This window comes from Stenotrophomonas sp. PA-6-5C (assembly GCF_021605635.1).
Taxonomy (GTDB): Bacteria; Pseudomonadota; Gammaproteobacteria; order Xanthomonadales; family Xanthomonadaceae; genus Stenotrophomonas; species Stenotrophomonas lactitubi.
The window spans coordinates 30,531-55,988 of sequence record NZ_WKEE01000004.1 but is presented as its reverse complement, the minus strand read 5'-3'; the positions used below and the strand labels follow the sequence as shown (position 1 = coordinate 55,988).

General features: G+C 65.3%; 21 protein-coding genes, 1 pseudogene and 1 riboswitch. Of the genes and pseudogenes, 12 read left to right on the top strand and 10 right to left on the bottom strand.

The genetic code is table 11. The annotated features are described in order from the left end of the window. Position 1 precedes the first annotated feature (1 nt). The 6 genes and pseudogenes from murC to lpxC all read left to right on the top strand — a co-directional run bounded on the left by murC (position 2) and on the right by lpxC (position 6,877). Entirely contained in the window at positions 2-1,438 is a 1,437-nt protein-coding gene (gene murC / locus GIW57_RS02585) for a UDP-N-acetylmuramate--L-alanine ligase (protein ID WP_100462921.1), read from the top strand. Then, positions 1,435-2,397 carry a D-alanine--D-alanine ligase gene (locus tag GIW57_RS02580; protein ID WP_089238779.1) on the top strand — a complete coding sequence of 321 codons (963 nt, stop codon included), beginning with the start codon at positions 1,435-1,437 and terminating at the stop codon, positions 2,395-2,397. Before murC ends, GIW57_RS02580 begins: the two co-directional genes overlap by 4 nt. Continuing rightward, positions 2,394-3,071: pseudogene (locus GIW57_RS02575) on the top strand (cell division protein FtsQ/DivIB); the annotation flags it as partial. The gene GIW57_RS02580 and the pseudogene GIW57_RS02575, both read left to right, overlap by 4 nt. A gap of 68 nt (positions 3,072-3,139) precedes the next feature. Beyond that, the gene (gene ftsA / locus GIW57_RS02570) at positions 3,140-4,375 is read left to right on the top strand and encodes a cell division protein FtsA (protein WP_025876580.1); all 1,236 of its coding nucleotides are present in this window, start codon (positions 3,140-3,142) and stop codon (positions 4,373-4,375) included. Between the two features lie 161 nt (positions 4,376-4,536). Further along, positions 4,537-5,772 (top strand): cell division protein FtsZ, encoded by a 1,236-nt coding sequence (gene ftsZ / locus GIW57_RS02565; protein ID WP_025876577.1) that lies wholly within the window; start codon positions 4,537-4,539, stop codon positions 5,770-5,772. Positions 5,773-5,965: 193 nt separating this feature from the next. Beyond that, on the top strand, positions 5,966-6,877 hold the full coding sequence (gene lpxC / locus GIW57_RS02560; protein ID WP_025876575.1) for a UDP-3-O-acyl-N-acetylglucosamine deacetylase: 912 nt from the start codon (positions 5,966-5,968) through the stop codon (positions 6,875-6,877). A 280-nt stretch (positions 6,878-7,157) separates the two neighbouring features. On the opposite strand, the gene GIW57_RS02555 is transcribed toward lpxC, so the two are convergent. Beyond that, positions 7,158-7,607 (bottom strand): DUF721 domain-containing protein, encoded by a 450-nt coding sequence (locus tag GIW57_RS02555; protein WP_162292002.1) that lies wholly within the window; start codon positions 7,605-7,607, stop codon positions 7,158-7,160. 12 nt (positions 7,608-7,619) lie between these two features. Here GIW57_RS02555 and GIW57_RS02550 point away from each other — a divergent pair, with 12 nt between their 5' ends. From GIW57_RS02550 to GIW57_RS02540, 3 genes are all read left to right on the top strand, one after another. Next, complete coding sequence (locus GIW57_RS02550) at positions 7,620-8,573, top strand: M23 family metallopeptidase (protein ID WP_236509083.1); 954 nt, start codon at positions 7,620-7,622, stop codon at positions 8,571-8,573. Positions 8,574-8,837: 264 nt separating this feature from the next. Beyond that, entirely contained in the window at positions 8,838-11,555 is a 2,718-nt protein-coding gene (gene secA / locus GIW57_RS02545) for a preprotein translocase subunit SecA (RefSeq protein WP_099820293.1), read from the top strand. A gap of 96 nt (positions 11,556-11,651) precedes the next feature. Beyond that, on the top strand, positions 11,652-12,605 hold the full coding sequence (locus tag GIW57_RS02540; RefSeq protein WP_100462928.1) for a Nudix family hydrolase: 954 nt from the start codon (positions 11,652-11,654) through the stop codon (positions 12,603-12,605). Between the two features lie 133 nt (positions 12,606-12,738). Here GIW57_RS02540 and GIW57_RS02535 read toward each other — a convergent pair whose 3' ends face one another. The 5 genes from GIW57_RS02535 to GIW57_RS02515 are packed head-to-tail and all read right to left on the bottom strand — an operon-like array spanning position 12,739 to position 17,347. Next, positions 12,739-13,317 (bottom strand): DUF4124 domain-containing protein, encoded by a 579-nt coding sequence (locus GIW57_RS02535; RefSeq protein ID WP_236509082.1) that lies wholly within the window; start codon positions 13,315-13,317, stop codon positions 12,739-12,741. Positions 13,318-13,358: 41 nt separating this feature from the next. After that, positions 13,359-14,186 (bottom strand): methylenetetrahydrofolate reductase [NAD(P)H], encoded by an 828-nt coding sequence (gene metF, locus GIW57_RS02530; RefSeq protein WP_108267862.1) that lies wholly within the window; start codon positions 14,184-14,186, stop codon positions 13,359-13,361. Positions 14,187-14,229: 43 nt separating this feature from the next. Then, positions 14,230-15,534: a HAMP domain-containing sensor histidine kinase gene (locus tag GIW57_RS02525; protein ID WP_236509081.1), complete on the bottom strand. Its 1,305-nt coding sequence runs from the start codon at positions 15,532-15,534 to the stop codon at positions 14,230-14,232. Then, positions 15,531-16,220, bottom strand: coding sequence for a response regulator transcription factor (locus GIW57_RS02520; RefSeq protein WP_236509080.1), 690 nt, complete (start codon positions 16,218-16,220; stop codon positions 15,531-15,533). The genes GIW57_RS02525 and GIW57_RS02520 overlap by 4 nt, the downstream gene beginning before the upstream one ends. 2 nt (positions 16,221-16,222) lie before the next feature. Continuing rightward, entirely contained in the window at positions 16,223-17,347 is a 1,125-nt protein-coding gene (locus tag GIW57_RS02515; protein WP_236509079.1) for a type 1 glutamine amidotransferase domain-containing protein, read from the bottom strand. Between the two features lie 106 nt (positions 17,348-17,453). On the opposite strand from GIW57_RS02515, the gene GIW57_RS02510 reads away from it, so the two are divergent. Beyond that, on the top strand, positions 17,454-18,011 hold the full coding sequence (locus GIW57_RS02510) for a DUF3228 family protein (RefSeq protein ID WP_236509078.1): 558 nt from the start codon (positions 17,454-17,456) through the stop codon (positions 18,009-18,011). Between the two features lie 76 nt (positions 18,012-18,087). After that, entirely contained in the window at positions 18,088-18,723 is a 636-nt protein-coding gene (locus GIW57_RS02505; RefSeq protein WP_236509077.1) for an energy transducer TonB, read from the top strand. 67 nt (positions 18,724-18,790) lie between these two features. Here the strand turns inward: GIW57_RS02505 and GIW57_RS02500 are convergent, their stop codons facing one another. The 4 genes from GIW57_RS02500 to ahcY form a co-directional block, all read right to left on the bottom strand. Continuing rightward, complete coding sequence (locus GIW57_RS02500; protein WP_236509076.1) at positions 18,791-19,285, bottom strand: hypothetical protein; 495 nt, start codon at positions 19,283-19,285, stop codon at positions 18,791-18,793. After that, positions 19,285-19,758: a Cys-tRNA(Pro) deacylase gene (gene ybaK, locus GIW57_RS02495; RefSeq protein ID WP_236509075.1), complete on the bottom strand. Its 474-nt coding sequence runs from the start codon at positions 19,756-19,758 to the stop codon at positions 19,285-19,287. Before ybaK ends, GIW57_RS02500 begins: the two co-directional genes overlap by 1 nt. Positions 19,759-19,837: 79 nt before the next feature. After that, a complete protein-coding gene (locus tag GIW57_RS02490) occupies positions 19,838-21,016 on the bottom strand; it encodes a hypothetical protein (RefSeq protein ID WP_236509074.1) in 1,179 nt (392 codons plus the stop codon). A gap of 123 nt (positions 21,017-21,139) precedes the next feature. Continuing rightward, positions 21,140-22,585 (bottom strand): adenosylhomocysteinase, encoded by a 1,446-nt coding sequence (ahcY, locus tag GIW57_RS02485; RefSeq protein WP_099820281.1) that lies wholly within the window; start codon positions 22,583-22,585, stop codon positions 21,140-21,142. Positions 22,586-22,621: 36 nt separating this feature from the next. Beyond that, a riboswitch (S-adenosyl-L-homocysteine riboswitch) is annotated at positions 22,622-22,704 on the bottom strand. Between the two features lie 123 nt (positions 22,705-22,827). Here ahcY and GIW57_RS02480 point away from each other — a divergent pair. After that, positions 22,828-25,344, top strand: coding sequence for a prolyl oligopeptidase family serine peptidase (locus tag GIW57_RS02480; protein WP_236509073.1), 2,517 nt, complete (start codon positions 22,828-22,830; stop codon positions 25,342-25,344). Positions 25,345-25,458 lie beyond the last annotated feature (114 nt).

Sequence of the window (25,458 nt, the reverse complement as noted above, 5' to 3'; positions counted from 1 at the left end):
CATGATCCGCCGCCTGCATGACACCAACGATCTGGTACGCGCGTTCCCGCGCGTGCATTTCGTCGGCATCGGCGGCACCGGCATGAGCGGCATCGCTGAGGTGATGCTGACGCTGGGCTACGAAGTGTCCGGTTCGGACAACGCCGACAACGCCGCGACCCGTCGCCTGGCCGGGCTGGGCGCGCGCATCATGCGCGGCCATTCCGCTGCCAACGTGCTGGGCACGGACTGCGTGGTGGTCTCCAGCGCGATCCGCGAAGACAACCCGGAGCTGATGGAAGCGCGCAGCCAGCGCATTCCGATCATGCCGCGCGCGGCGATGCTGGCCGAGCTGATGCGCTTCCGCCGCGGCATCGCCGTGGCCGGTACCCATGGCAAGACCACCACCACCAGCCTGACCGCTGCGGTGCTGAGCGAAGGCGGGCTGGACCCGACCTTCGTGATCGGTGGCCAGCTGCTGGCGGCCGGTGCCAACGCCAAGCTCGGCGGTGGTCAGTGGCTGGTGGCCGAGGCCGATGAGAGCGACGGCAGCTTCCTGCGCCTGAATCCGTTGATGTCGATCATCACCAACATTGATTCCGATCATCTGGAGAACTACGGCAACGACTTCGCCCGCGTGCAGGCGGCGTTTGCCGAGTTCCTGCAGCGCCTGCCGTTCTATGGCCTGGCAGTACTGTGCATCGACGATCCGGAAGTGGCCGCACTGGCCGCCAAGACCCCGCGCCACGTGATGAGCTACGGCATGAGCCCGCAGGCCGACGTGCGCGCCGAGAACGTGGTGCAGGAGGGTTCGCGCATGCGCTTCACCCTGCGCCTGCCGCAGGGCACCAGCCAGGAAGTGGTGCTGGCGCTGCCGGGCAAGCACAACGTGCTCAACGCGCTGGCCGCTGCGGCGGTGGGTTGGCAGCTGGGCGTGTCTCCGGACACGATCGCGCGTGCGCTGGCCAGCTTCGCGGGCGTCGGTCGCCGCTTCAACGATCTGGGCGAAGTGACCACCGCCAGCGGCGCCAAGGTCCGCATCATCGACGACTACGGTCACCATCCGAGCGAGCTGGAAGCGGTGTTCGCCGCCGCCCGCGGCGGCTGGGCCGACAAGCGCCTGGTGGTGGCCTTCCAGCCGCACCGTTACAGCCGTACCCGCGATCAGTTCGACAAGTTCGCCGCCGTGCTGTCGAGCGTCGATGCGTTGGTGCTGAGCGAGGTCTACCCGGCCGGTGAAGAGCCGATCGCCGGTGCCGATTCGCACGCGCTGGCCCGCGCCATCCGTGCGCGTGGCCGCAGCGAGCCGGTGGTGGTCGGCAAGGCGTCCGAACTCGCCACCGTGCTGCCCGACGTGCTGCAGGACGGTGATCTGCTGCTGATGATGGGTGCCGGCGACATCGGCGCCGTCGCCAGCCACATTGCAGTGGAAGGTTTCAAGGCGGAGGGCGAGGCGTGAGCACGCTGACCTTCCCGCCGCTGCGCAGCACCGACCCGGCCGTGTTCGGCCGCGTTGCCGTGCTGCTCGGTGGCAGCTCCAGCGAACGTGAAGTGTCGCTGGATTCGGGCCGCAACGTACTTGAAGCACTGCAGTCGCGCGGCGTCGATGCGGTTGCCATCGATGGCATTCCGGCGCTGGCCAAGGCGCTGGCGGCCGGCGGCATCGATCGCGTGTTCAACATCCTGCACGGCCACAACGGTGGTGGTGAGGACGGCATCGTGCAGGGCCTGATGGACGCGTTCGGCGTGCCCTACACCGGCTCCAACGTGCTGGGCTCGGCCTTGAGCATGGACAAGATCCGCACCAAGCAGGTGTGGCTGTCGCTGGGCCTGCCGACCCCGCAGTACCGGAAGGTCGATGCGTCCACCGTGCATGCGCTGGCGGCCGAGCTCGGTCTGCCGGTGGTGGTCAAGCCGGCCAACGAAGGCTCCAGCGTGGGCATCAGCCGGGTCACTGACGACGCCGGCCTGGACGAAGCGGTGGCCCTGGCCGCGCGCTACGACGGCCAGCTGCTGATGGAACAGATGGTGGTCGGTGACGAACTGACCGTCGCCATCCTGGGTGATGTGGCGCTGCCGTCGATCCGCATCGTGCCCAAGGGCCAGTGGTACGACTACAACGCCAAGTACATCGCCGAAGACACCCAGTATCTGTGCCCGGGCCTGGATGGCGATGACGAAGCAGAGATCCGCCGCATCGCGCTGGCGGCCTTCCGCGCCGCCGGTTGCCGTGGCTGGGGTCGCGTGGATGTGATGCGTGATCGCGCCAGCGGCCGCTTCTTCCTGCTGGAAGTGAACACCGCACCGGGCATGACCAGCCATTCGCTGGTGCCCAAGGCGGCCGGGCAGGCCGGCATCAGCTTCGAAGAGCTGGTGTGGCGCGTGCTGGAACAGACCCTGGAGGCATCGCACGCATGAACGCGGTGCTGCGCATCTTCGTCTGGCTGTTGGCCCTGTCGGTGGTTGCACTGCCGGTGGTGGCCGTGGTCAATGGCTGGGTCGGCGCCGAGCGCTGGCCGCTGGCGAAGCTGCGCGTGCACGGTGAGTTCAAGCGGGTGCCGCCGGAACAGCTGCAGCAGGTGCTGCTGCCGTATGCACATGCCGGTTTCTTCGCGGTGAAGCTGCAGGACGCGCAGGACGCGCTGGAAAAACTGCCGTGGGTGGAAAGTGCGCAGGTGCGCAAGCAGTGGCCGGACGTGCTGGAAGTGACGCTGGTCGAGCACAAGCCGTTCGCGCGCTGGGGCGAAGGTCGCCTGCTGTCCGAGCAGGGCAAGCTGTTCCCCACGCCGAAAAAGCTGGCCGACCTGCAGCTGCCCGAGCTGAATGGCCCGGACAGCCAGACCGAAGAAGTGGTCAAGCTCTACAACGATTCGCGCGCACTGTTCGCGCCGGTTGGTGTCGATGTGCGCCGGCTGACCATGGACGCGCGCGGCAGCTGGTCGCTGCTGCTGAGCAACGGCACTGAAGTGGTGGTCGGCCGCGATGACGCGCGTTCGCGCCTGCAGCGCTTCGTGCGCGTGCTGCCGCAGCTGGCCAACCAGGCCGCGCCGATCGAGCGCGCCGACCTCCGATATACCAATGGTTTCACGCTGAGCTGGGGCACTCCGGCCGCCCCCGCCAATGCACCGGGCACCCCGGCAAGAAGGACGCAGGAAAGAACATGAATCGCAAGGGTGACAAATCGCTGATCGTCGGCCTGGATATCGGCACCTCCAAGGTGGTGGCGCTGGTGGGCGAGTATTCGCCGGGCAACCCGATCGAAGTGATCGGCATCGGCTCCCATGAGTCGCGCGGCCTCAAGCGCGGCGTGGTGGTGGATATCGAATCGACCGTGCAGTCGATCCAGCGCGCGGTTGAAGAAGCCGAGCTGATGGCCGGCTGTGAGATCCGCTCGGTGTATGCCTCCATCTCCGGCAACCACGTGCAGTGCAAGAACTCGCCCGGCATCGTGCCGATCCGCGACGGCGAAGTGACCTGGGGCGACCTGGATCGCGTACTCGATGCGGCCAAGGCAGTGGCGATCCCGGCCGACCAGAAGATCCTGCATGCGATCCCGCGCGAGTACGTGCTGGATGATTCGCAGGAAGGCATCCGCAATCCCGTCGGCATGACCGGCGTGCGCCTGGAGGTGCATGCGCACCTGGTGGTGTGCGCGCAGTCGGCCGCCGCCAACATCAGCAAGTGCGTGCAGCGCTGCGGCCTGCAGGTGGACGACCTGGTGCTGTCCTCGCTGGCCTCCAGCGTGGCGGTGCTGACCGCCGACGAGCGCGAGCTGGGCGTGGTGCTGGTCGATATGGGCGCCGGCACCACCGACATCGCGGTGTTCGTGCAGGGCGCGATCTGCCACACCGCCTCGCTGCCGATCGCCGGCGACCACGTGACCAACGACATCGCGCACATGCTGCGCACGCCGACCCCGGAAGCCGAGCAGATCAAGGTGCGCTACGCGTGTGCCCTGGCCCAGCTGGCCACCGCAGAGGAAAGCATCCAGGTGCCGTCGGTGGGTGATCGTCCGCCGCGCCGCATGCCGCGCCACGCGCTGGCGCAGGCCGTGCAGGGCCGCTACGAAGAAATCTTCGAAATGGTGCAGGCCGAACTGCGCCGCTCCGGCTTCGAGGAACTGGTGCGCGCCGGCATGGTGCTGACCGGTGGTGCTTCGAAGATGGAAGGCGTGGTCGAACTGGCCGAGGAAATGCTGCAGATGCCGGTGCGCGTGGGCATCCCGCAGCACGTCACCGGGCTGGGCGAAGTGGTGGGCAACCCGGTGCATGCCACCGGCGTGGGCCTGCTGCTGATGGGCAGCCAGATCGAGCATCCGCGCCGGCCGTCGCTGCCGACTGGCCGCGCTGGAAGCATGTTCAAGAAACTCAAGACCTGGTTCCGCGGCGAATTCTGACGCGGAGCCTGCACTACCCGGGCTCGCCCGGTTGCAACACCGGCAACACGACGCAACACCGGCAACACATAACCCACACAGCCGCAACGACGGCATGCAGCACGAAGGCAGGACGCCCGAAGGCCCATGCAATCGAAAGCGGATACAACGAGGACACGGACATGGCGCATTTTGAACTGATCGAAAAGATGGCACCCAATGCGGTGATCAAGGTTGTTGGCGTGGGCGGCGGCGGCGGCAATGCCGTGGCGCACATGGTCAACTCGGCAGTGGATGGCGTGGAATTCATCACCGCCAACACCGACTCGCAGGCCATCAAGAATTGTGGTGCCAAGCTGCAGCTGCAGCTGGGTACCAATGTCACCAAGGGCCTGGGCGCAGGCGCGAATCCGGAAGTCGGCCGCCAGGCTGCGCTGGAAGACCGTGAGCGCATCATGGACGCGCTGCAGGGTGCGGACATGGTGTTCATCACCGCTGGCATGGGCGGTGGCACCGGTACCGGCGCTGCGCCGGTGGTGGCACAGCTGGCCAAGGAGATGGGCATCCTGACCGTGGCCGTGGTCACCAAGCCGTTCCCGTTCGAAGGCCGTCGCCGCATGCAGGTCGCGCTGAAGGGCATCGAAGAACTGAGCCAGCACTGCGACTCGCTGATCACCATCCCCAACGAGAAGCTGATCACCGTGCTGGGTCGCAACGCGACCATGATCCAGGCCTTCCGTGCCGCCAACGACGTGCTGCAGGGCGCCGTGCAGGGCATCGCCGACCTGATCGTGCGTCCGGGCCTGATCAACGTCGACTTCGCCGACGTGCGCACCGTCATGTCCGAAATGGGCCTGGCGATGATGGGTACCGGTACCGCCCGCGGCGATGACCGCGCGCAGGCCGCGGCCGAGTCGGCCATCCAGAACCCGCTGCTGGACGATGTGAACCTGGCAGGCGCCAACGGCATCCTGGTCAACATCACCGCCGGTGCCGACTTCACCATGGCCGAGTTCGACGAGATCGGCCGCACCATCGACGGCTTCGCTTCGGAAGACGCGACCGTGGTGGTGGGTACCGTGCTCGATCCGGACATGCAGGACGAAGTGCGCGTGACCGTGGTCGCCACGGGCCTGAACCGCGTCTCGGCCAGCAAGACCCAGCGTCCGGGCGAGCGTGCACCGATCAAGCTGGTCCGCAACGCCACCACCGGCCAGCCGGAGTTCGGCGAGTTCGACAACGGCGGCGATGCGGTATCCAAGGCTGTCGGCGGCATGGGCCTGGGCCTGCGTCGGGCCAGCAGCGACAGCGTGGCAGCGTCCACCCCGTCGGCTCCGGCCTCCTCGGCCCCGGCCGCGGCGGAACTGCCGAACGATTACCTGGACATCCCGGCGTTCCTGCGCCGCCAGGCGGACTGATCGACGCTGCCCGGGGCTTGTCCCCCCCGGGTTGCGCCACCATGTCCTGAAAACGCGGGCGCCGGGCCAGGATGGGCCCGGCCGCCCTGCTTCACGCGCGTCCTACCGGCGCGCCGGTGTGTCCTGCCGGCGTTTCAGCCGGGGTAGGGGACCCTGCGTGTTAATCTACTGTGTCACTTCCGGTCGTCCCCCCATGATCCAGCAACGCACCCTCAAGAACACGATCCGCGCCACCGGCGTAGGCCTGCACAGCGGCGACAAGGTCTACATGACCCTGCGTCCGGCGCCGGTCAACCATGGCATCGTGTTCCGGCGCGTGGACCTGGACCCGGTAGTGGAAGTGCCTGCCAAGGCCGAGCTGGTCACCGAAGTGACCCTGTGCACCGGCCTGACCTGCAACGACGCCAAGATCCAGACCGTCGAACACCTGATGTCGGCCTTGGCCGGCCTGGGTGTGGACAACATCATCGTCGAACTGTCCTCGGCCGAGCTGCCGATCATGGACGGTTCGTCCGGCCCGTTCGTGTTCCTGCTGCAGTCGGCAGGCATCGTGGAACAGGATGCGCCCAAGCGCTTCATCCGCGTGCTGAAGACCGTGGAAGTGACCGAGGGCGACAAGATGGCCCGCTTTACCCCGTACGAGGGGTACAAGCTGGGCTTCACCATCCAGTTCGACCACCCGATGATCCCGGCCAAGCAGTCGCGCCAGGAAATCGAGTTCTCGACGATGGCCTACACCAAGGAAATTTCCCGCGCGCGCACCTTCGGCTTCATGCGCGACCTGGAATACATGCGCGAGCGCAACCTCGGCCTTGGCGGTTCGATGGACAACGCCATCGTGCTCGATGAGTTCCGCGTGCTCAACGAAGACGGCCTGCGCTACGCCGACGAATTCGTGCGCCACAAGATCCTCGATGCGATCGGCGACCTCTATCTGGCCGGCGGCCAGGTGCTGGGCGCCTACGAGGGCTTCAAGTCCGGCCACGCGCTCAACAACAAGCTGGTGCGGGCGCTGATGGCCGATGCGACTGCCTGGGAATGGGTCACCTACGACTCGCCGGCGGTGCCGGACCCGGTCGTATACGCCACGCCGGCCTATGCTTGATTACACAAGCCATTGAATTTGAATGCAAAAACGCCGCCTTCCAGGGCGGCGTTTGCGTTTCCGACGTTCCTTGAGGCACTGGCGCAGTGGGTGACGCGACGGCCGGGCCGAGGTCACGGTTTTGTGAACCTGTTGGATCGGAAGCCTGAATTTAACGTTGTTTTAACAACAATCTAACGACTGCCCCACCGGGGCCAGCTAGGATGCGACCCGGCCCCCGAAATGTTTCACGCTGCGGTGACACGCGCGACGGGGAGCGGAGCAGGACGCTCCGCTGCTTTCAGGTTTCCCGCTTCGGTTTCGAAGGAAGGTCCTGCAGAGCTGCCAAGGCGTCGCGTAGCCCTTTGTGCGTGGCGGCTGAAACTGCGTGGGGTCCATTCCGGTTGTCGAGCGCTGGGGAGCGCGTGGGAGTGGGAGACGCAGTCTTGACGGTCACCTTGGTGGCCTTCAGCCCGATGGACCGGGCCGCGTCGAGCAACTGGGCTTCGGCAAGCCGCAACTTGGCATGCCAGACCGGGGACTCGACGAGAAAAACGAGGTGTTCCCCGTCCACATTGGCCAGCCGGCAACGGCTGCGCAGAGGTGGCGGCAACTGGGGGCGCAACTGACGGTCCAGCGCGTCGAGCCATAGGGCACGCCGCAGCGGGTTCCCGCTTTTGTCCGCCATCACTACATCCAGGGCCGGTTTCGGTCTGGATGCGGGACGAACGCTGGATTTCGGCTCAGACATGAAAACTCACTGATGGCATTCAAAAAGATCGTAATCAAAACGCGTGAAGGACAGGCCAAATCGGCGCTCACGCGTTTGCGGTTCTACTTCGAGGACCGCCCCCGAGCCCTGCTGGGCAGCGTGCTCGGCGCAGGTTGCATTATCGGCCTTGCCGGCGGCATTGGCGCCAGTGCGCTCAATGATTCGCGCCTGCAGGCCAAGGTCGAACGCCAGGAGGCCGAGCTGGCCAAGGTCCAGCGCGATGCGCAGACCCAGGTCAACGCGCTGGCCGCCCGCCTCGGCGAGCTGCAGGCGCAGGCCACCCGCCTGAACGCCCTGGGCGAGCGGCTGACCCAGATGGGCAAGCTGGAAGACGGCGAATTCGACTTCAACGAGACCCCCGGCCTCGGTGACGGCGATGCCGGCGGCCCGACCGCCGACATCCCGGTGAAGGACGTCAACGCCGACTTACAGGTGCTGGAGCAGCGCTTCGCTGCTTCAGGCCGCCAGTTGTCGGTAATGGAATCGCTGATGTTCGACCACCAGCTGCAGCAGAACGCCGTGCCCTCGCGCATGCCGATCCGCAACAGCTATGTCACGTCCGGCTTCGGTACCCGCGCTGACCCGTTCGGTCGCGGTGCCGCCACCCACAAGGGCATGGACTTCCACGCCCGCGTCGGTGACCCGGTGATGGCCGTGGCCGATGGCGTGGTCAGCTTCTCCGGGGTCAAGGGCGGTTACGGCAACGTGGTCGACGTCGATCACGGCAATGGCTACGTCACCCGCTACGCGCACAATTCGCGCCTGGTGGTGAAGGTCGGCGACCTCGTCCGCGCTGGCCAGGAAGTGGCCAAGGCCGGTTCCACCGGTCGTTCGACCGGCGCCCACGTGCACTTCGAGGTGTGGGAGAACGGCAACGTGGTCAACCCGCGCAAGTTCCTCGGCGATGGTGGCAATACCCCGGTCGGCCGCATCACCCGCGGTTGATTCCAACGCCGGGCGTGGCCCGGCGCTACCGGCACGCCGTCGGATCCCGGCGGTAGCGCGGGGCCATGCCCCGCGAGCGCGAAGCGCGGCCGCCAGGACCCCGGTCCCGGCCGCCTGGACGACCGCAAAGGGTTGAAACCCCTGCCGCCCATCCCAAGCTACAATGGGTGTTGCCATCGACAGGGCGCCAGGCGCCCTGTTTCGTTTGCGGCGGACGGATCCTCCCGGAGCCGTGCGGCATTCCCATCCAACCCGGTTCCTTCAATGATCAACAGCCTGCTTACCCGCGTATTTGGCAGTCGTAATGAACGACAGCTGCGCCAGCTCAACCGCATCGTCGCCAAGATCAATGCGCTGGAGCCGGAGATCGAGAAGCTTTCCGACGAGCAGCTGCAGGCCAAGACGCCGGAATTCAAGCAGCGCATCGCCGGTGGTGAAGCCCTGGACAAGGTGTTGCCGGAAGCCTTCGCGGTCTGCCGCGAGGCCGGTCGCCGCGTGCTGGGCATGCGCCACTACGACGTGCAGCTGATCGGCGGCATGGTGCTTCACCTGGGCAAGATCGCAGAAATGCGCACCGGTGAAGGCAAGACCCTGGTGGCGACCCTGCCGGTGTACCTCAACGCGCTGGAAGGCAAGGGCGTGCACGTGGTCACCGTGAACGACTACCTGGCCCGCCGCGATGCCGCGCAGATGGGCAAGCTGTACAACTGGCTGGGCCTGAGCGTGGGCGTGGTCTACCCGGGCATGCCGCACAGCGACAAGCGCGAAGCCTATGGTTCGGACATCACCTACGGCACCAACAACGAATTCGGTTTCGACTACCTGCGCGACAACATGGCGCTGTCCAAGGCTGACCGCTACCAGCGCGGCCTGCACTACGCCATCGTCGACGAAGTCGACTCCATCCTGATCGACGAAGCGCGTACCCCGCTGATCATCTCCGGCCCGGCCGACGATTCCCCGGAGCTGTACATCCGCGTCAACCGCATCGTGCCGAACCTGGTCAAGCAGGAAGCGGAAGACGGTGAGGGTGACTTCTGGGTCGATGAGAAGGGCAAGCAGGTGCACCTGTCCGAAGCGGGCATGGAGCACGCCGAACAGTTGCTGGTCGAAGCGGGCATCCTCGATGCCGAGACCGAAGGCCTGTACGCGGCGCAGAACCTGACCGTGGTCCACCACCTCAACGCCGCGCTGCGCGCGCACGCCATCTACCAGCGTGATGTGGACTACATCGTGCGCGATGGCGAAGTGGTCATCGTCGACGAATTCACCGGCCGTACCCTGGCCGGCCGCCGCTGGTCCGATGGCCTGCACCAGGCGGTGGAAGCGAAGGAAGGCGTGCCGGTCCAGCGCGAGAACCAGACGCTGGCCAGCATCACCTTCCAGAACCTGTTCCGCATGTACAAGAAGCTGTCCGGCATGACCGGTACGGCCGATACCGAAGCGTTCGAGTTCCAGAGCATCTACGGCCTGGAAGTGGTGGTGATCCCGACCAACCGTCCGACCATCCGCAAGGACAGCCCGGACCAGGTGTTCCTCAACCGCAAGGGCAAGTTCAATGCGGTGCTGGCCGACATCGAAGAGTGCGCCAAGCGTGGCCAGCCGGTGCTGGTGGGTACCACCTCGATCGAAACCTCGGAAATGTTGTCCGAGCACCTGCGCAAGGCGGGTGTGAAGCACGAAGTGCTCAACGCCAAGCAGCATGACCGCGAAGCGACCATCGTCGCCAACGCCGGTCGTCCGGCCGCCGTGACCATCGCCACCAACATGGCCGGTCGTGGTACCGACATCGTGCTGGGTGGTTCGCTGGAAGCGGAAATCCACGAGCTGGGCGAAGGCGCGACCGACGAGCAGAAGGCGGCGATCAAGGCCGAGTGGCAGAAGCGCCATGATGCGGTCAAGGCTGCGGGCGGCCTGCACATCGTCGGCACCGAGCGCCACGAATCGCGTCGTATCGACAACCAGCTGCGTGGCCGTTCGGGCCGCCAGGGTGACCCGGGCTCGTCCCGTTTCTACCTGTCGCTGGAAGACAACCTGATGCGCATCTTCGCCTCCGACTGGGTGCAGAAGGCCATGCGCATGATGGGCATGAAGGAAGACGACGTCATCGAGGACCGCCTGGTCAGCCGCCAGATTGAAAAGGCGCAGCGCAAGGTCGAAGCCCATAACTTCGACATCCGCAAGAACCTGCTGGATTTCGACGACGTCAACAACGACCAGCGCAAGGTGATCTACGCCCAGCGCGATGAGCTGCTTGACGCCGAGTCGGTGAAGGACAACGTCGATGGCATCCGCGACGACGTGATCTTCGACATCGTCGCCCGCTTCGTGCCGCCGAACTCGGTGGACGAACAGTGGGACCTGCGTGGCCTGGAAGCCACCCTGCAGTCGGACTTCGGCGTGGACATGTCGCTGACCGATCTTGTCAAGTCGCATGAAGAACTGGATGCCGAAGGCATCACCGCCAAGGTGCAGGAACGCATCAACCAGCACTTCGCCGAGAAGGAAGCGGGTGTGGGCGAAGAGACCATGCGCGCACTGGAGAAGCACGTGATGCTGACCGTGCTCGACCAGAGCTGGAAGGAGCACCTGGCCCGCATGGATTACCTGCGCCAGGGCATCTACCTGCGCGGTTATGCGCAGAAGCAGCCGAAGCAGGAATACAAGAAGGAAGCCTTCGAGCTGTTCTCGGACATGCTGGAGAACGTCAAGCGCGAAGTGGTGACCCTGCTGGCCCGCGTGCGCATCCGCAGCGACGAGGAAGTGCAGGCACTGGAAGCGGCCGAGCGCCAGCAGGTGGAAGCCCGCCTGAAGCAGTCGCAGTTCCAGCACCAGGACGCAGGCGGCTACAGTGCCGATGAGGAAGCGGCGCAGGTCGAGGCGGCCCAGCTGCAGCGTGACGAGCCGAAGATCGGTCGCAACGATCCGTGCCCGTGCGGCAGCGGCAAGAAGTACAAGCACTGCCACGGCCAGCTGAGCTGACCCCTGGAGAGCCCCGCGAAAGCGGGGCTTTCCTGTTATGGGCCTTGAGGCGTTCGGCGATTGCGCCGGTGCCCCGGTTTTCGGCATGCTCCCCCCATGCCTTCCCCGAAACGATCGATCCACGTCGTAGCCGCCGTCATCACTGACGCCCGCGGCCGCATCCTGCTCAACCGCCGTACCGAAAGCCGCGACATGGCCGGCCTCTGGGAATTCCCGGGCGGCAAGCGCGAGCCCGGTGAGACCTCCGAGCAGGCGCTGGCGCGCGAGCTGCACGAGGAGCTTGGCATCGAGGCCGAGGTGGGCGAATGGATCATGGACGTGCCGCAGCGCTACCCGGACAAGGACCTGACCCTGGAGGTGCGTCACGTACGCAGCTGGAAGGGCACCCCGCGTGGACGCGAGGGCCAGGCCATCACCTGGGTGGCGCCGGACAAGCTGGCCCGCTATTCCATGCCGCCGGCCGACCTGCCGGTGGTGGCCGTGCTGCGCCAGCCGGACTGCTACCTGATCACCCCTGCGCCGGGCACCGATGAGGGCGGCCTGCAGCGTTGGCACGGCCAGCTGCAGCAGGCGGTGGCTTCGGGGCAGCAACGCATCCAGCTGCGCCTGCCCGCCGAGCATCCGCAGCGGCAGGGCATGATCGAGCAGGTCGTACGCGCGCATCGGCGCGGCGTGCAGTGGCTGCTCAACCGCGATATCGAGCTGGCGCGCGCCCTCGGCGTCGGCGTGCACCTGGGAAGCGAGCAGCTGCAGTCACTGCAGGAACGGCCGCTGCCGGCCGGGCAGCTGGTCGCCGCCTCCTGCCATGACCTTGAACAGCTGTTGGCCGCACAGCGGCTCGGCTGCGACTTCGCCGTGCTGGGGCCGGTGCAGGCTACTGCGAGCCATCCCGATGCAGTGCCGTTGGGGTGGGAAGCCTTCGCCGCGATGCGCGCACAGGTCTCGCTGCCGATCTATGCGCTTGGCGGCATGACGCCGCAGCACGTGGCCGAGGCACGCCGTCACGGCGGGCAGGGTATCGCCGCCATCCGCGGACTGTGGCCGGCCTGATGCCCTGACACGGGTACCGATCCGACGCCATACAGGGACGAGTAGATCCACGCCATGCGTGGATGAGCAGATCCAAACCGTGCAGGGACCAGTAGATCCACGCCATGCGTGGATGGCACTCAGCCCAACCCGCTCACAACGTAATCCAGAAACACCCATACTGCCGCCGCAGTCCAAGCACGGTCGCCGCGCGCGTGGCGCTGCCCGGCAGGGTCTGCTCCAACCGCAACCCGACCGGATGGCGCCGCGCAGTCGGCTCCGATTCCAATGCCGGTACCTGCGCAGCAGTACCCGCGCCCTCATCCACATCCTGCCGCGGATACACCGGCACCACGTCCACCAGCGGTCGCCGTACCACCGATTCCAGCTGGCCAAGAATGCGCTGTGCGCCGGCATCAGACACCGCGCCCCACAGGTACAGCGAAGAGAGCCGGTTCACGTCACCGATGGCGACCGCCGTGTGCAACGCCTGCACCAGTTCACTCAGCCGACGTGGGCAGCTGCTGCCGAGGCTGTCGCGCTGCAGGGTGTTGCCGGAAGGCGCCGGCGGCGGACGCCGGGACTGTGCACCCAGGCTGTCGCAGGGGCGGTCGGTGTAGACACTTTGTCCCTGCGGATCGGTGCAGCGGTTCAAGCGCGTGGGTTGCGCCTGTGCGACGGCGCAGACGCTGGGCAGCAGCAGGAGCAGCAACAGGGAGAGGACGTGCTTCATCGACGCAGCGTAGCGCCGATTGCGATAACGCAGCGTACTTTTCAGCCGCGCAGCAACGTCAGTACCGAGACCGTCGGCTTGGCCAGGTTCAACGTGTAGAAATGCAGGCCCGGTGCGCCCCCGTCGATCAGGCGCTGGCACAGCTTGGCTACCACTTCGGCGCCGAAGGCGCGCACCGATTCGGCGTCGTCACCGTAGGCCTGCATCTTGCGGCTGATCCAGCGCGGGATTTCCGCACCGCACTGTTCGGAGAAGCGGCGCAGCTGGCTGAAGTTGGAGATCGGCATGATGCCCGGGGTGATCGGCACCTGCACGCCGAGCCGCTGCACTTCGTCGACAAAGTGGAAGTAGGCATCGGGGTTGAAGAAGTACTGGGTGATGGCTGCATCGGCACCGGCGTCGATCTTGGCCTTGAAGTGCTTCAGGTCGAGCAGGGCGTCCTGCGCCTGCGGGTGCGTTTCCGGATATGCGCCCACTTCGATGCGGAAGGCATCACCGTGTTCGGCGCGGATGAAGGCGATCAGTTCGGAGGCGTAGCGCATGTCACCGGGGAAGCCCATGCCCGAAGGCAGGTCGCCGCGCAGCGCGACCAGGCGCCGGCAGCCGATGGCGCGGTACAGCTTGAGCAGCTCGCGGATCTCCTGGCGGGTGCCGCCCACGCAGGACAGATGCGGGGCCGCCTCAAAGCCATGGTGCTGGTTGAGATGGCGCACGGTCTCGGAGGTGTAGCTGAGGGTCGAGCCACCGGCGCCGAAGGTACAGGACACGTACTCGGGGGCATACGCCTTCAGCTTGGCCGCGGCACGGTCCAGCTGGGTGCGCTGTTCGTCGGTCTTGGGCGGATAGAACTCGAAGCTGATGGCGGTCATGGCACGGACGGCGGCGGCGGGTGCGGATCAGTATATCGCTTCATCAAGATGGATGTGCAACAGGTGCGTGAGATCGGCCGCGCAGGATCGCCCGCACGCCAAGGGCGTGTCGTTCGATCCGCAGCTGCAGGCCATGGTGATCGCACAGGCGACGCATGATCTCCAGGCCGAGACCGTTGCCCAGGCTGTCTTCGCCTTTTTCAAATGGGCGTGGATCGGGCCAGTGGCCAAGGGATGCGTCGCTGCCGGTGCTGTTGTATACCGACAGTTCTCCTGCTTCCATGCTGATACGCACATGTCCCAGCGGTGTATGGGCGAAGGCATTGCCGATCAGATTGGCCAGTACCACGCGCAGCGCCGGTTCCGGCGCGCAGAGCGCTGCATCGTCGGTCAACGTCATCTGCACCTCCACCGGCCGCGCGCCAAGCAAAGGTGCCTGTTCAACGATGACCCGCTCCAGCAGTGGCACCAGACGCACCTGCGCGGCGGGGGGCGCCTCGTCCTCGCGGGCCAGGGCCAGCAGTGCCGCCACAGCCTGCTGCAGCTGCAGCGCGGACAGGCGGATATGCTGCAGGTGCTGCTGCCCGCGCTCGGACAGCCCGGGTTCGTGCAGCAACTGGCCGGCAGCGCTGGAAATCACCGCCAACGGTGTGCGCAGTTCGTGGCTGGCATCGCGGGTGAAGGCGTGTTCGCGGGCAACAAAGGCGGCCACCCGGGCGGACAACCGGTCCACGGCACGCGCCAGCACGCCGATCTCGTCATCGTCGAAGTGAGCAGCCAGCGCGGCGTCTTCCCGTGGCAGCAGTGGCAACGCCTCCACGCGCGCTACCAGCTTGTACAGAGGGCGCGTGCCACGACGCGCCAGCCACACGCCCAGCAGGATCGCCAGCAGCACCATCACCAACGCGGTGCCGGCCAGCAGGGCCACTACGTCATCGCGGATCGGGCGCACCGCCAGTTGGGAGCTGACCTCGGCGATCAGCCAGGCAGGCCGTGACGGCGGTGGCGGATCCATGCGTCGCACGTGGTAGTGCCGGCCCTCGTTGCCGCTGAATTCAGAACGCCACGGCTCCTGGGTGAATGTGGTCTGCAGATCGCTTGGGAACGCGCTCGTGTCCTGATACAGGCGGATGGCCGCATCACCCGGCGCCCGCCATCGACCCGTAGCTGCATGGACGGCGAGCTGCGCCGTCGCTTCACGGGCCAGCTGTGCATTGAAAACGCTGTCTTCCACGGCGTACATGAAGACCAGCGAATACAACCCGAACACCGTAGCAATGAGCAGGGTGAAGGACGTAAACGCGACGACCAGGCGGCGGCGCAGGCGCTGGATCGGCCGCCGCTTCATGGCGAAGCTTCCAGCCGGAAGCCGACGCCGTGCACGGTGCGCAGCATCTCACCGTTGAATGGCCGGTCCAGTACCTGGCGCAGCAGATACAGATGCGAGCGCAGCGGATCGGAGGGGGGCGCTTCATCTCCCCACAGGCGTTGCACCAGTTCGCTGCGGGTGACGGTGCGCGGCCAGGCTTCGGCCAGCGCCAGCAGGATGCGCTGTGGAACCTGCTGCAGCTCCAGCGCCGTGCCCGCGCGCCAGGCCTGGCCACTGCGCCGGTCGATGCTCAACGCACCGATCTGCAACAGGTTCGGTTGGCCCACGCGATGGCGCCGGGCGAGGGCAAGGCAACGGGCCAGCAGCTCTGCATCGTCGAACGGCTTGACCAGGTAGTCGTCCACGCCGGCAGCGAACCCCTGCAGCTTGTCGTCGATCGCATCGCGTGCAGTCAGCATCAACACCGGCACATGGCGGTCGCTGCATTCACGCAACCGCCGGCACAGGGTGATGCCGTCGATGCCTGGCAGTCCCACATCGAGCAGCAGCACGTCCGGTGGTGTTGCCAGTGCCAGCCGCAGGCCGATCTGGCCGTCGGCGGCGAAGTCGACCTGATGGCCCTGGGCCTGCAGCAGGTCGACGATGGCCGAGGCCAGCGGCAGGTTGTCTTCGATCAACAGCAGGCGCAGGCGCTCGGCGTCCATGATCAGGGCTGCATGCGGGCCAGGAGAGCCTTAGCTTCGTCCAGCTGCGGCTGCTTTTCCAGCAGTGCCAGCAACTGCTCGCGAGCCTGGGTCGTCCTGCCAAGGCGCCAGTGCGCATCGGCGATGGCCACGTCCAGTCGCGGTTCCTGCATGTGCGGGCGGGCCAGCTGCATGATGGCCAGTGCATTGGCGACCTGAGTGCCGTCGGCTGCGCCCTGCAGCTGCACGTACCCGAGCATGCCGATCAGCTCCACATGGAAATCGGTGCTGCGCTCAGCCAGCTGCCGCGCTGCGCTGTCATCGCGCCGCTGCAGGTGCTGCTCGACCAGGGCCATGCTGTGTTCGTCGCGCCAGGGCTCGCGCGTTGCTGGAGTGCGACCACTTGCACGCACGAAGGCATCGGCGAGGGCCGCGGTCGAGAACGGGTTCTGCCCGGTCAGCAGCCGGCCATCGACCACCACCTTGGGCATCATCAGCGGTGCCTCCTGCCAGTGCGCCCCCAGTTCGCGCATGCGCGGCTCCAGCTGGAAGCTGAACTCCTTCGCCCAGCGCTTGCCGAACTGGGTTTCCTCTTCCTCGGTGAAACCGGTCATCGCCCGGCCCTGCACAAGCGGGCGTCCATTGCCCAAGCGTACCTCCGCCAATGCGGCGGGGCCGTGGCAGACGGCCGCAACGACGCCGCCCTGTTCCCAGATGCTGGCGATGGTCTTCTGCAGGGCGGTATCGCCGGGCAGGTCGAACATCGCGCCCTTGCCGCCGATCACCAGCACGCCTTGGTAATCGGCGGCACGAAGCTGTTTTGTGGGAAGCGTGGCAGCCAGCTTTGCAACCGCCTGCTTATCGGCAAGCAGCGCGGCATTGAATGCCTCGGCGGGGTTGTACTTGTCTGCTTCCACGGCGCCGCCGCGGGGGCTTGCCACATCGATGGCAAAGCCGTTGCGCCTGAGGATCAACCAGGCCTGGGCGAACTCGTCCATCTCGAAACCGGGACGGCTCTTGCCCTGGTCGCGGCCCTCGCTGCTGACCACCAGCAGCACGCGCGGCGGCTCCGGGGGAGCGGGGGCCGCAACAACGGCCAATGGCAGCAAGGCCAGCGCCAGCACGTGGATTGGGTTGAATCGGAACATGCTCGTCTCTCCTGGGGTGGTGCGGCGCAGTCTGCGCGGCAGATGTGAAGCAGACTTCAAGCACGACGGCGGTTAACCTGAGTCCCTGTTCCCGCATCACATCACCATGTCCATCGTTCTCACCGATTTCGCCCGCCCCCGCCTGTTCCCACGCGTGCCGCGCGGCAACACCATTCAGGATTGCAGCGCCGAGCAATTCGAGGCGCATCTCAACGCGCATGCGCCGCTGAAGGTGCTCGATGGCTATGCGCCGTTCTGCAAGCTGTTCGTGTACGAGAACTGGACCAGCACGCGCTGCCTGACGGTGCCGATCACCGAGGCCAACCGGCACCAGCTGCGCAGCGGCTACGAAGCGCGCAACCGTGAGGAACTGCCGGTGCTGGTGCGCTGGTTCGAGGGTGTGGAATCGCCGCGTGCCAACTACCTGGTGGTGATCCTGTACAGCGCCGAGCAGTTGGCCAAGGAGGGCTCGCCGATTGCGGCAGATTGGGGCATCGTCGGCTGCATCTATACCGCCGAGCCGGAAGAAGTACCGATGGCACCGATCACGATGATGCGCAATGCGCTGGGCGTGGAGGAGGGCGGCTCAGGTGTGCCGCTGGACCGTGCGGCGTACCAGCGTGCGGTGGCGTTCTGGGAGAACAACGCCAATTGGCGTCCGTGAATGCATGACGGCCCGTAGCGCCATGCCACGCGCGCCTGCCCTATGATCGGGCAGACAAACGCACGGAGGGCGGGGCATGGGTATCTGGGCAAGGAGGATCCCGCTGCTGCTGGCAGGCATGCTGCCGGCTGCCGGGGTGCTGGCGGCAACGCCTGACACGCAGGCCGCGTGTTCGCCACTGCCCCCCACGTCCTGGCTGCGCGATGCGGGGGTGACCGCGTTGTCGATGCAGGTCCGCGAAGGTCGTTGCGTGGTGGAGGTGACGGCGGTCGATGGCAAGGCGCTGTTGCGTCAGCAGCAGATGCTGATGGTGCTTGCGCAGAAGGCCTGTGCCGCACCGGCGGAAGCAACCGTGGATGACGCGCAGGTGTCACTGCAGCTACGCCTGCCGAAGCGCTGCGCGGCGCGCAGCAGCCAGGGTCTGTTCGCGGGCGACGAGACGGCCTGGATGCCACCCCGCGGTGTGTCACCGCGCTACCCGAGGGAGGCCATGCAGGAAGGGCTTTCCGGTCGCAGCCTGCTCAAGGCCGTGGTGGATGCGAAGGGAGCCGTCGCTGCAGTGATTGTCGAAAGATCCAGTGGCCACGCGGTGCTGGATGAAGCGGCGGTTGAGGAACTGCGCGGCTGGCGCTTCACCCGCACCGACGCGAAGAGTGCAGTGCCGGAATTGAGCATCGTGCGCGTACCGATGCGCTATGAACTGTTGGAATAACGGCCATGCCGCCCGCGCATGGTAGTGATCTGCGCGCTACCGCAGTAGCGCCACATCATGCGTGGCTTCAATCATCGGTGACCACGATCCACTCCCACCACGGGTAGTGGTACTCGCGGTCGGTGGCATCCCAGTGCTGGCTGCAGTTTGTGCAGGCCACCCGATGCCGGTCGCCCCAGCCGTCCTCGGCCACGCCCAGTTCCAGCAAGCTCACATGCCCCTGTTCGATCAGCCGGCGTGGGTTGAAGAACAGATAATCCGGATACAGCGCGCACAGGCAGCCGCTGCGTTCACGCCAATAGCGCAGGCGGCGCAGTGCGGCTTTCAGGTGCACATCATTGCTGACCAGCGCCCCACCCAGCTGCATGCCATTGCAGGCGTGTTCGATGCGTTCGGCATGTGGCGCCAGCGCGTCAAGCGACCTGGCGCTGAACAACCGCGCCAGCTGGCTGCTGGCCGCGTGGATACGGCTGGCATCACGCGACAGCAGATCCTGCAGCAGCACGTCGGCCTGCGGATCGTCCAGCCGCGGTGGCGGCGATATGGACCAGGGCCAGCGCATCAACGGGGCCTGCCGATCGCGGCGTAGTGGCCGCCGGTCAGGCGCAGCAGGTCGGCCGGCACCAGCTCCACTTCCAGCCCGCGCCGCCCTGCGCTGACGTGCAACGTTGGCAGCGGCCGCGCGCTGGCATCGAGGAAGCTGCGCAGGCGCTTCTTCTGCCCCAGCGGACTGATGCCACCGACCAGATAGCCGGTGGCGCGCTGCGCGGCATCGACGGCGGCCATCTCGCACTTCTTGCACCCGGCCGCCTCGGCCAGTGCTTTCAGGTCGAGTTGGCCGGCCACCGGCACGATCGCTACCAGCAGCTCGTGTGTTTCGGTGGTGGCCAGCAGCGTCTTGAACACCTGTGCCGGGTCCAGCCCCAGCTTTTCGACGGCCTCGCCACCGTAGGAATCGGCGTGGGCGTCGTGCACGTAGCTGTGCACGGTATGAGAGATCTTTTCGCGCTTGAGCAGGTTGATGGCCGGAGTCATGGGGGCATCGTAGCGAGTAGGTAATGCGTTGCCTTGACCCAGGCTCGCCTGGTGGCGAGCGCTGGACGCTACCAAACTACTAAGTACCTAACCAAGCTGGCTTGGATACAGGTGTTGGCATCCACGGGTAGTGGTTAGTGTCAGTCACAAAGTTGGAGCTGAAATGATATCGGTGCCCCCAGAACTCAATGGAGTCAACACTCTCCAGTGGAGTGTTGAGGCTCAATATGTTTAAGCTCCAATAGGGGTTATCAACGTTTGTGATGAAGGATGCGTTGGCGCTCTCTGACTTGACCAGATCGCCCAAGGTTAGTCTATCCTCATGAAGAAGTGCCACTTCCCTTTCTGCCTTCGCGGCGATTTCGATGAAATCACTATAGATGGGTTCGATCCCATTGCAGAGGTTCTTCTGATGGAATATCACACTAATCTTTTGATCGAAGACGACGTCGTGATTGTGAGACATGGTTCCATATGCTGGTATTTCGCTTACGCTGATGCATGCATTTCTAATGTTGTTGTATCTTTTTAGCATTTCCTCAGTTCGGAACTTTCCAAGTTGGTACGAAAAGTAATGGGGCCCAAACTGGGTTTTCTCCAGCATGGGAGTTTTGAATCCAATTTCCGTACGAACCCATTGCTGGTCTTGGCTCTGGAATAGTGATATTTCAACTACTTCGTTCTTGATTGATGAAAGTTTTTTGTACCACTCGCTGTCACTATTTGTGGGGGTTGCGCTGGAAATGGCATTGATTCGATCAATGCATGTCTCAATTTCGAGAAGTACGTGTTTCGTATTCTGCTTTATAAGGTCGAGGTCATCTCTTTTGAGTGGTCTGAAATGTGCAAGTGAGTTTCTTACTGTCCCTATTTCATTTAACTTATTTAGTATAATTTGTTTTGTTGCCTTGAAATAAGGGGCGAAATGTTTCCAGTATGCATCAGAGGTTATTATTGTTGTGAGTTCTCCGCTGTTCAAATATAGCATTGGAGAGCTTACTTCGTATCCGAGATAACCGTGCTCGCGTGCTTGAGCTAAGCGCTTTTTTGTCTCGCTTTTAATGGTTGAGTTGCCTGATATTGCGGCATTATCCCATTTCTCGCCGAGCTCTTTCTTTAGAATTATATAGGCGAAGATTCTAAGTGAATTCTCGAACCTGAAAAGAATATTCAGAGCTTCGTAGTAGTAGAGGTCGAGCCACGTGGGTGGCACTTTGACGCTGTTCCCCTCAATTTCTGTAGCTTCTCTCCATTGCATCGCGTTTCTTCCTTAGGCTTCATGAGGTGATGTCAATCATAGATTCAACAGCATTGATGCGTAAAAAGAAACGGGCGCCCGAGGGCGCCCGTTATGTCTCCGTCCATTGCTGGGGTCAGAGCATCAGTAGCGGTAATGATCCGGCTTGAACGGACCTTCCACCGGCACGCCGATGTAGTCGGCCTGTTCCTGGCTCAGGGTGGTCAGCTTCACGCCGATCTTCTCCAGGTGCAGGCGGGCCACTTCTTCGTCCAGCTTCTTCGGCAGCAGGTACACCTTGTTCTCGTAGCTGCCCTTGTTGGCCCACAGGTCGATCTGGGCCAGGGTCTGGTTGGCGAACGAGTTGGACATCACGAAGCTCGGGTGGCCGGTGGCGCAGCCCAGGTTGACCAGGCGGCCTTCGGCCAGCAGGAAGATCGCGTTGCCGTTCGGGAAGATGTACTTGTCCACCTGCGGCTTGATGTTGACGTGCTTCACGCCCGGGAAGGCGACCAGCGCATCGACCTGGATCTCGTTGTCGAAGTGGCCGATGTTGCAGACGATGGCCTGGTCCTTCATCGCGCTCAGGTGCTCGATGCGGATGATGTCCTTGTTGCCGGTGGTGGTGACGTACAGGTCGGCACGGCCCAGGGTCGACTCGATGGTGTTGACCTCGAAGCCTTCCATCGCCGCCTGCAGGGCGCAGATCGGGTCGATCTCGGTAACCACCACGCGCGCACCGTAGGCACGCAGCGACGCGGCGCAGCCCTTGCCCACGTCACCGTAGCCGCAGACCACGGCGACCTTGCCGGCCAGCATCACGTCCATCGCGCGCTTGAGGCCATCGGCCAGCGACTCGCGGCAGCCGTACAGGTTGTCGAACTTGCTCTTGGTGACCGAGTCGTTGACGTTGATCGCCGGAATCAGCAGGGTGCCGGCCTGTGCCAGCTGGTACAGGCGGTGCACGCCGGTGGTGGTTTCTTCCGAAACGCCCTTCCAGTCCTTGACCACGCGGCCCCAGTAACCCGGGCGCTCCTTGGCCACGCGCTTGAGCAGGTTCTTGATGACCTGCTCTTCGTGCGAAGCGGCCTTTTCGTCGACCCAGGTGCTGCCGTTTTCCAGCTCGTAACCCTTGTGGATCAGCAGGGTCACGTCACCGCCGTCGTCGACCACCAGTTCCGGGCCGGTCAGGGTGCCGTCGGCCAGGGTGAAGGTCAGCGCGTCCAGGGTGCAGTCCCAGTACTCTTCCAGCGACTCGCCCTTCCAGGCGAACACGGGCGTGCCGGTGGCGGCGATGGCCGCAGCAGCGTGGTCCTGGGTCGAGAAGATGTTGCACGAGGCCCAGCGCACGTCGGCGCCGATGTCCTTCAGGGTCTCGATCAGCACCGCGGTCTGGATGGTCATGTGCAGCGAACCGGTCACGCGCACGCCCTTCAGCGGCAGCTCGGCCTGGTACTTGCGGCGGATCGACATCAGGCCCGGCATTTCGTGCTCGGCGATGTCCAGTTCCTTGCGGCCCCAGTCGGCCAGGGTGATGTCGCGGATCTTGTAATCACCTTCGGTGGAGAAGGTCTTGGCAACAGCATTCATGCAGTAGCTCCGGTTGTGGGCGAGCGGATGCTCGCATCTGGCCGGGCGCCGTTGTTGCAAAGCCACCTGGCCGAGCCTGGCCGGTCTCAGGGGATCCGGTCGCAGCGCCCCTCGGCAGGGGAGGATGCCCATTATATCGCGCCTCCGCTGTGACACAGCGATGACCCAACCATCGGCAGATGGGCGGATGTGCATGGCCTGTTAAGGTCGAGGGCTTCACGCAGCGAACAGGTGGAACAATGATGAGCACGCACGCACGCCGCAACCGGCGCTTGACCGGCCTGGTCCTGTCGATGGCCCTGCTGGCGGTGGTCCCGCAGGCCTGGGCTGCGGCCCCGCAGGTGGCACAGACCCAAGCGCAGGGCGTGACCGGCTACGAGCTGCCCTCGGCCGCACTGCAGGCGGTGGTCGACGCGCCGCGGGCGCCGTCGCTGTTCCTGTCGCCGCGCCGCGATGTCGCCGCGCTGATGCAGATGCCGTCGCTGCCGTCGATCCAGGTGGTGGCACAGCCGGAGCTGAAACTCGCGGGCCTGCGCATCAATCCGAAAACCTTCTCCGACAGCCGCTTCAGCTTCGGCCAGAAGCTGTGGCTGATGAACGTGGCCGACGGCAAGGAGCGGCAGATCAGCGGGTTGCCGGGCTCGTTGTCGATTGCCAGCCTGACGTGGTCGCCGGACCAGAAGTGGCTGGCCTTCAACCAGGTCGACGCCGCTACCGGTGCCAATGAACTGTGGCTGGTGGACGTTGCCGGCGGCAGCGCCCGTCGTCTGCTCGCCGGCCTGAACACCGTCCTTGGCAGTGGCTACCAGTGGTTGCCGGACAGCCGTGGGTTGGTGGTGTTCACCCGCCCGGCCAACCTGGGCGCCGCACCTGCCGCGGATGGCATTCCGACCGGCCCGGCCGTGCAGCAGACCAGCCAGGGCGGGGGCGTGGTGTCCATCCGCACCTACCAGGATCTGCTGAAGAACGAGGCCGACGCGCGCCAGTTCGATTACTACGCCACCACCCAGCCGGTGGAGGTCAGCCTGGACGGGCAGCGCCGTGCCATCGGTGCGGCCGGCATCTTCATGGGCTTTGCGGTGTCGCCCGATGGCCGCTTCGTGCTCAGCCAGCCAGTGCAGCGCCCGTACTCCTACGTGGTGCCGGTGAGCAGTTTCCCGCGCCGCATCGAAGTGCTCGAGCGCAGCACCGGCAAGCTGGTGCACACCGTGGCCGTGCGTCCGCTGGTGGAAGGCCTGCCGACCGGCAACGATGCCGAAGTGACCGGCGTGCGTGACATCAGCTGGCGCGGTGATGCCGATGCCACCCTGGTGTGGGCCGAAGCGCAGGACGGCGGCGATCCGAACAAGGAGGCCAAGGTGCGCGATGCGGTGTTCATGCAGGCCGCACCGTTCGACACGCCGCCGGTGACCCTGGCCCAGCTCGGCAGCCGTTACGCCGGCATCAGCTGGGGCCGTGGCGACCTGGCCCTGCTCAACGAATCGTGGTGGAAGACCCGCCGCAGCAAGACCTGGCTGATTGCACCGGACAACGCCAGCGCCGATGCCAGGCTGCTGTGGGACCGCGATGCGCAGGACCGTTATGCCGATCCGGGTCGTCCGCTGATGGCCAGCGATGACCGCGGCCGCTCGCTGCTGCAGACCACCGCTGATGGTGGCAGCCTGTATCTGGCCGGTGCCGGTGCATCGCCGGAGGGCGACCGTCCGTTCGTCGATCGCTTCGAGGTGGCCAGCGGCAAGGCGACGCGCCTGTTCCATTCGCAGGCACCGACCTACGCCGCGCCGGTGACGTTGCTGGATGCGCAGGCCAGTTCGCTGCTGATCAGCCGCGAGAGCCCGGATGAACCGACCAACTTCTACGTGCAGTCGCTGGCCGACACCAACGCTGCACCGCGTGCGCTGACCCACTTCGCCCATCCGCTGCCGCAGTTGAAGGGCGTGCAGAAAGAACAGATCCGCTACAAGCGCAAGGACGGCGTGGACCTGACCGCGACCCTGCTGCTGCCGCCGGGCTATGACCCCAAGCGCGATGGTCCGCGGCCGCTGCTGATGTGGGCCTACCCGGGTGAGTTCAAGAGCGCGGCGGCCGCCAGCCAGGTGACCGATTCGCCGTACCGCTTCAACGCGATCAGCTACTGGGGCCCGCAGGCGTTCCTGGCCAAGGGGTATGTGGTGCTGGCCAGCCCGTCGATGCCGATCATCGGCGAAGGCGACAAGGAACCCAACGACACCTACATCGAACAGCTGGTGGCCAATGCACAGGCTGCGGTGGACGAGGTGGTGCGTCGTGGCGTGACCGATCGCGAGCACATCGCCATCGGTGGCCATTCCTACGGTGCGTTCATGACCGCCAACCTGCTCGCGCACACCCGGCTGTTCAAGGCCGGCATCGCCCGCAGCGGTGCCTACAACCGCACGCTGACCCCGTTTGGTTTCCAGGCCGAAGAGCGCAATTACTGGCAGGCGCAGGACGTGTACCAGAAGATGGCGCCGTTCAACTACGCCGACCGGATCAAGGATCCGATCCTCTTCATCCATGGCATGGACGACAACAACTCGGGCACGTTCCCGCTGCAGAGCGAGCGCATGTTCGCTGCGGTGAAGGGCTTGGGCGGCACGGCCCGCCTGGTGATGCTGCCGAACGAGTCGCATGCCTACCGCGCCCGCGAATCGATCATGACCATGCTGGCCGAAAGCGAGCGCTGGCTGGAACAGACCATCGGCCCGGCCGAGCAGGGCAAGGCCAAGAAGAAGCGCTGACGCGCATGAGGGCGGCCCCCGCAACGGGGCCGCCTGTGCGGCTGCGCCGCCGCCCGAGCATGGGCTCGGTCGCTACACGGTATGGCGCGTGATGACGTCTGTAGAGCCGAGCCC

Coding starts and splice junctions, on each gene's coding strand:
- secA (WP_099820293.1), top strand. CDS start 8,838: ATGATCAACAGCCTGCTTACCCGCGTATTTGGCAGTCGTAATGAACGA.
- GIW57_RS02540 (WP_100462928.1), top strand. CDS start 11,652: ATGCCTTCCCCGAAACGATCGATCCACGTCGTAGCCGCCGTCATCACT.
- GIW57_RS02550 (WP_236509083.1), top strand. CDS start 7,620: ATGGCATTCAAAAAGATCGTAATCAAAACGCGTGAAGGACAGGCCAAA.
- GIW57_RS02535 (WP_236509082.1), bottom strand. CDS start 13,317: ATGAAGCACGTCCTCTCCCTGTTGCTGCTCCTGCTGCTGCCCAGCGTC.
- GIW57_RS02525 (WP_236509081.1), bottom strand. CDS start 15,534: ATGAAGCGGCGGCCGATCCAGCGCCTGCGCCGCCGCCTGGTCGTCGCG.
- metF (WP_108267862.1), bottom strand. CDS start 14,186: ATGACCGCCATCAGCTTCGAGTTCTATCCGCCCAAGACCGACGAACAG.
- ahcY (WP_099820281.1), bottom strand. CDS start 22,585: ATGAATGCTGTTGCCAAGACCTTCTCCACCGAAGGTGATTACAAGATC.
- murC (WP_100462921.1), top strand. CDS start 2: ATGATCCGCCGCCTGCATGACACCAACGATCTGGTACGCGCGTTCCCG.
- lpxC (WP_025876575.1), top strand. CDS start 5,966: ATGATCCAGCAACGCACCCTCAAGAACACGATCCGCGCCACCGGCGTA.
- GIW57_RS02510 (WP_236509078.1), top strand. CDS start 17,454: ATGTCCATCGTTCTCACCGATTTCGCCCGCCCCCGCCTGTTCCCACGC.
- ftsA (WP_025876580.1), top strand. CDS start 3,140: ATGAATCGCAAGGGTGACAAATCGCTGATCGTCGGCCTGGATATCGGC.
- GIW57_RS02480 (WP_236509073.1), top strand. CDS start 22,828: ATGAGCACGCACGCACGCCGCAACCGGCGCTTGACCGGCCTGGTCCTG.
- GIW57_RS02505 (WP_236509077.1), top strand. CDS start 18,088: ATGGGTATCTGGGCAAGGAGGATCCCGCTGCTGCTGGCAGGCATGCTG.
- ybaK (WP_236509075.1), bottom strand. CDS start 19,758: ATGACTCCGGCCATCAACCTGCTCAAGCGCGAAAAGATCTCTCATACC.
- GIW57_RS02520 (WP_236509080.1), bottom strand. CDS start 16,220: ATGGACGCCGAGCGCCTGCGCCTGCTGTTGATCGAAGACAACCTGCCG.
- GIW57_RS02555 (WP_162292002.1), bottom strand. CDS start 7,607: ATGTCTGAGCCGAAATCCAGCGTTCGTCCCGCATCCAGACCGAAACCG.
- GIW57_RS02515 (WP_236509079.1), bottom strand. CDS start 17,347: ATGTTCCGATTCAACCCAATCCACGTGCTGGCGCTGGCCTTGCTGCCA.
- GIW57_RS02500 (WP_236509076.1), bottom strand. CDS start 19,285: ATGCGCTGGCCCTGGTCCATATCGCCGCCACCGCGGCTGGACGATCCG.
- ftsZ (WP_025876577.1), top strand. CDS start 4,537: ATGGCGCATTTTGAACTGATCGAAAAGATGGCACCCAATGCGGTGATC.
- GIW57_RS02490 (WP_236509074.1), bottom strand. CDS start 21,016: ATGCAATGGAGAGAAGCTACAGAAATTGAGGGGAACAGCGTCAAAGTG.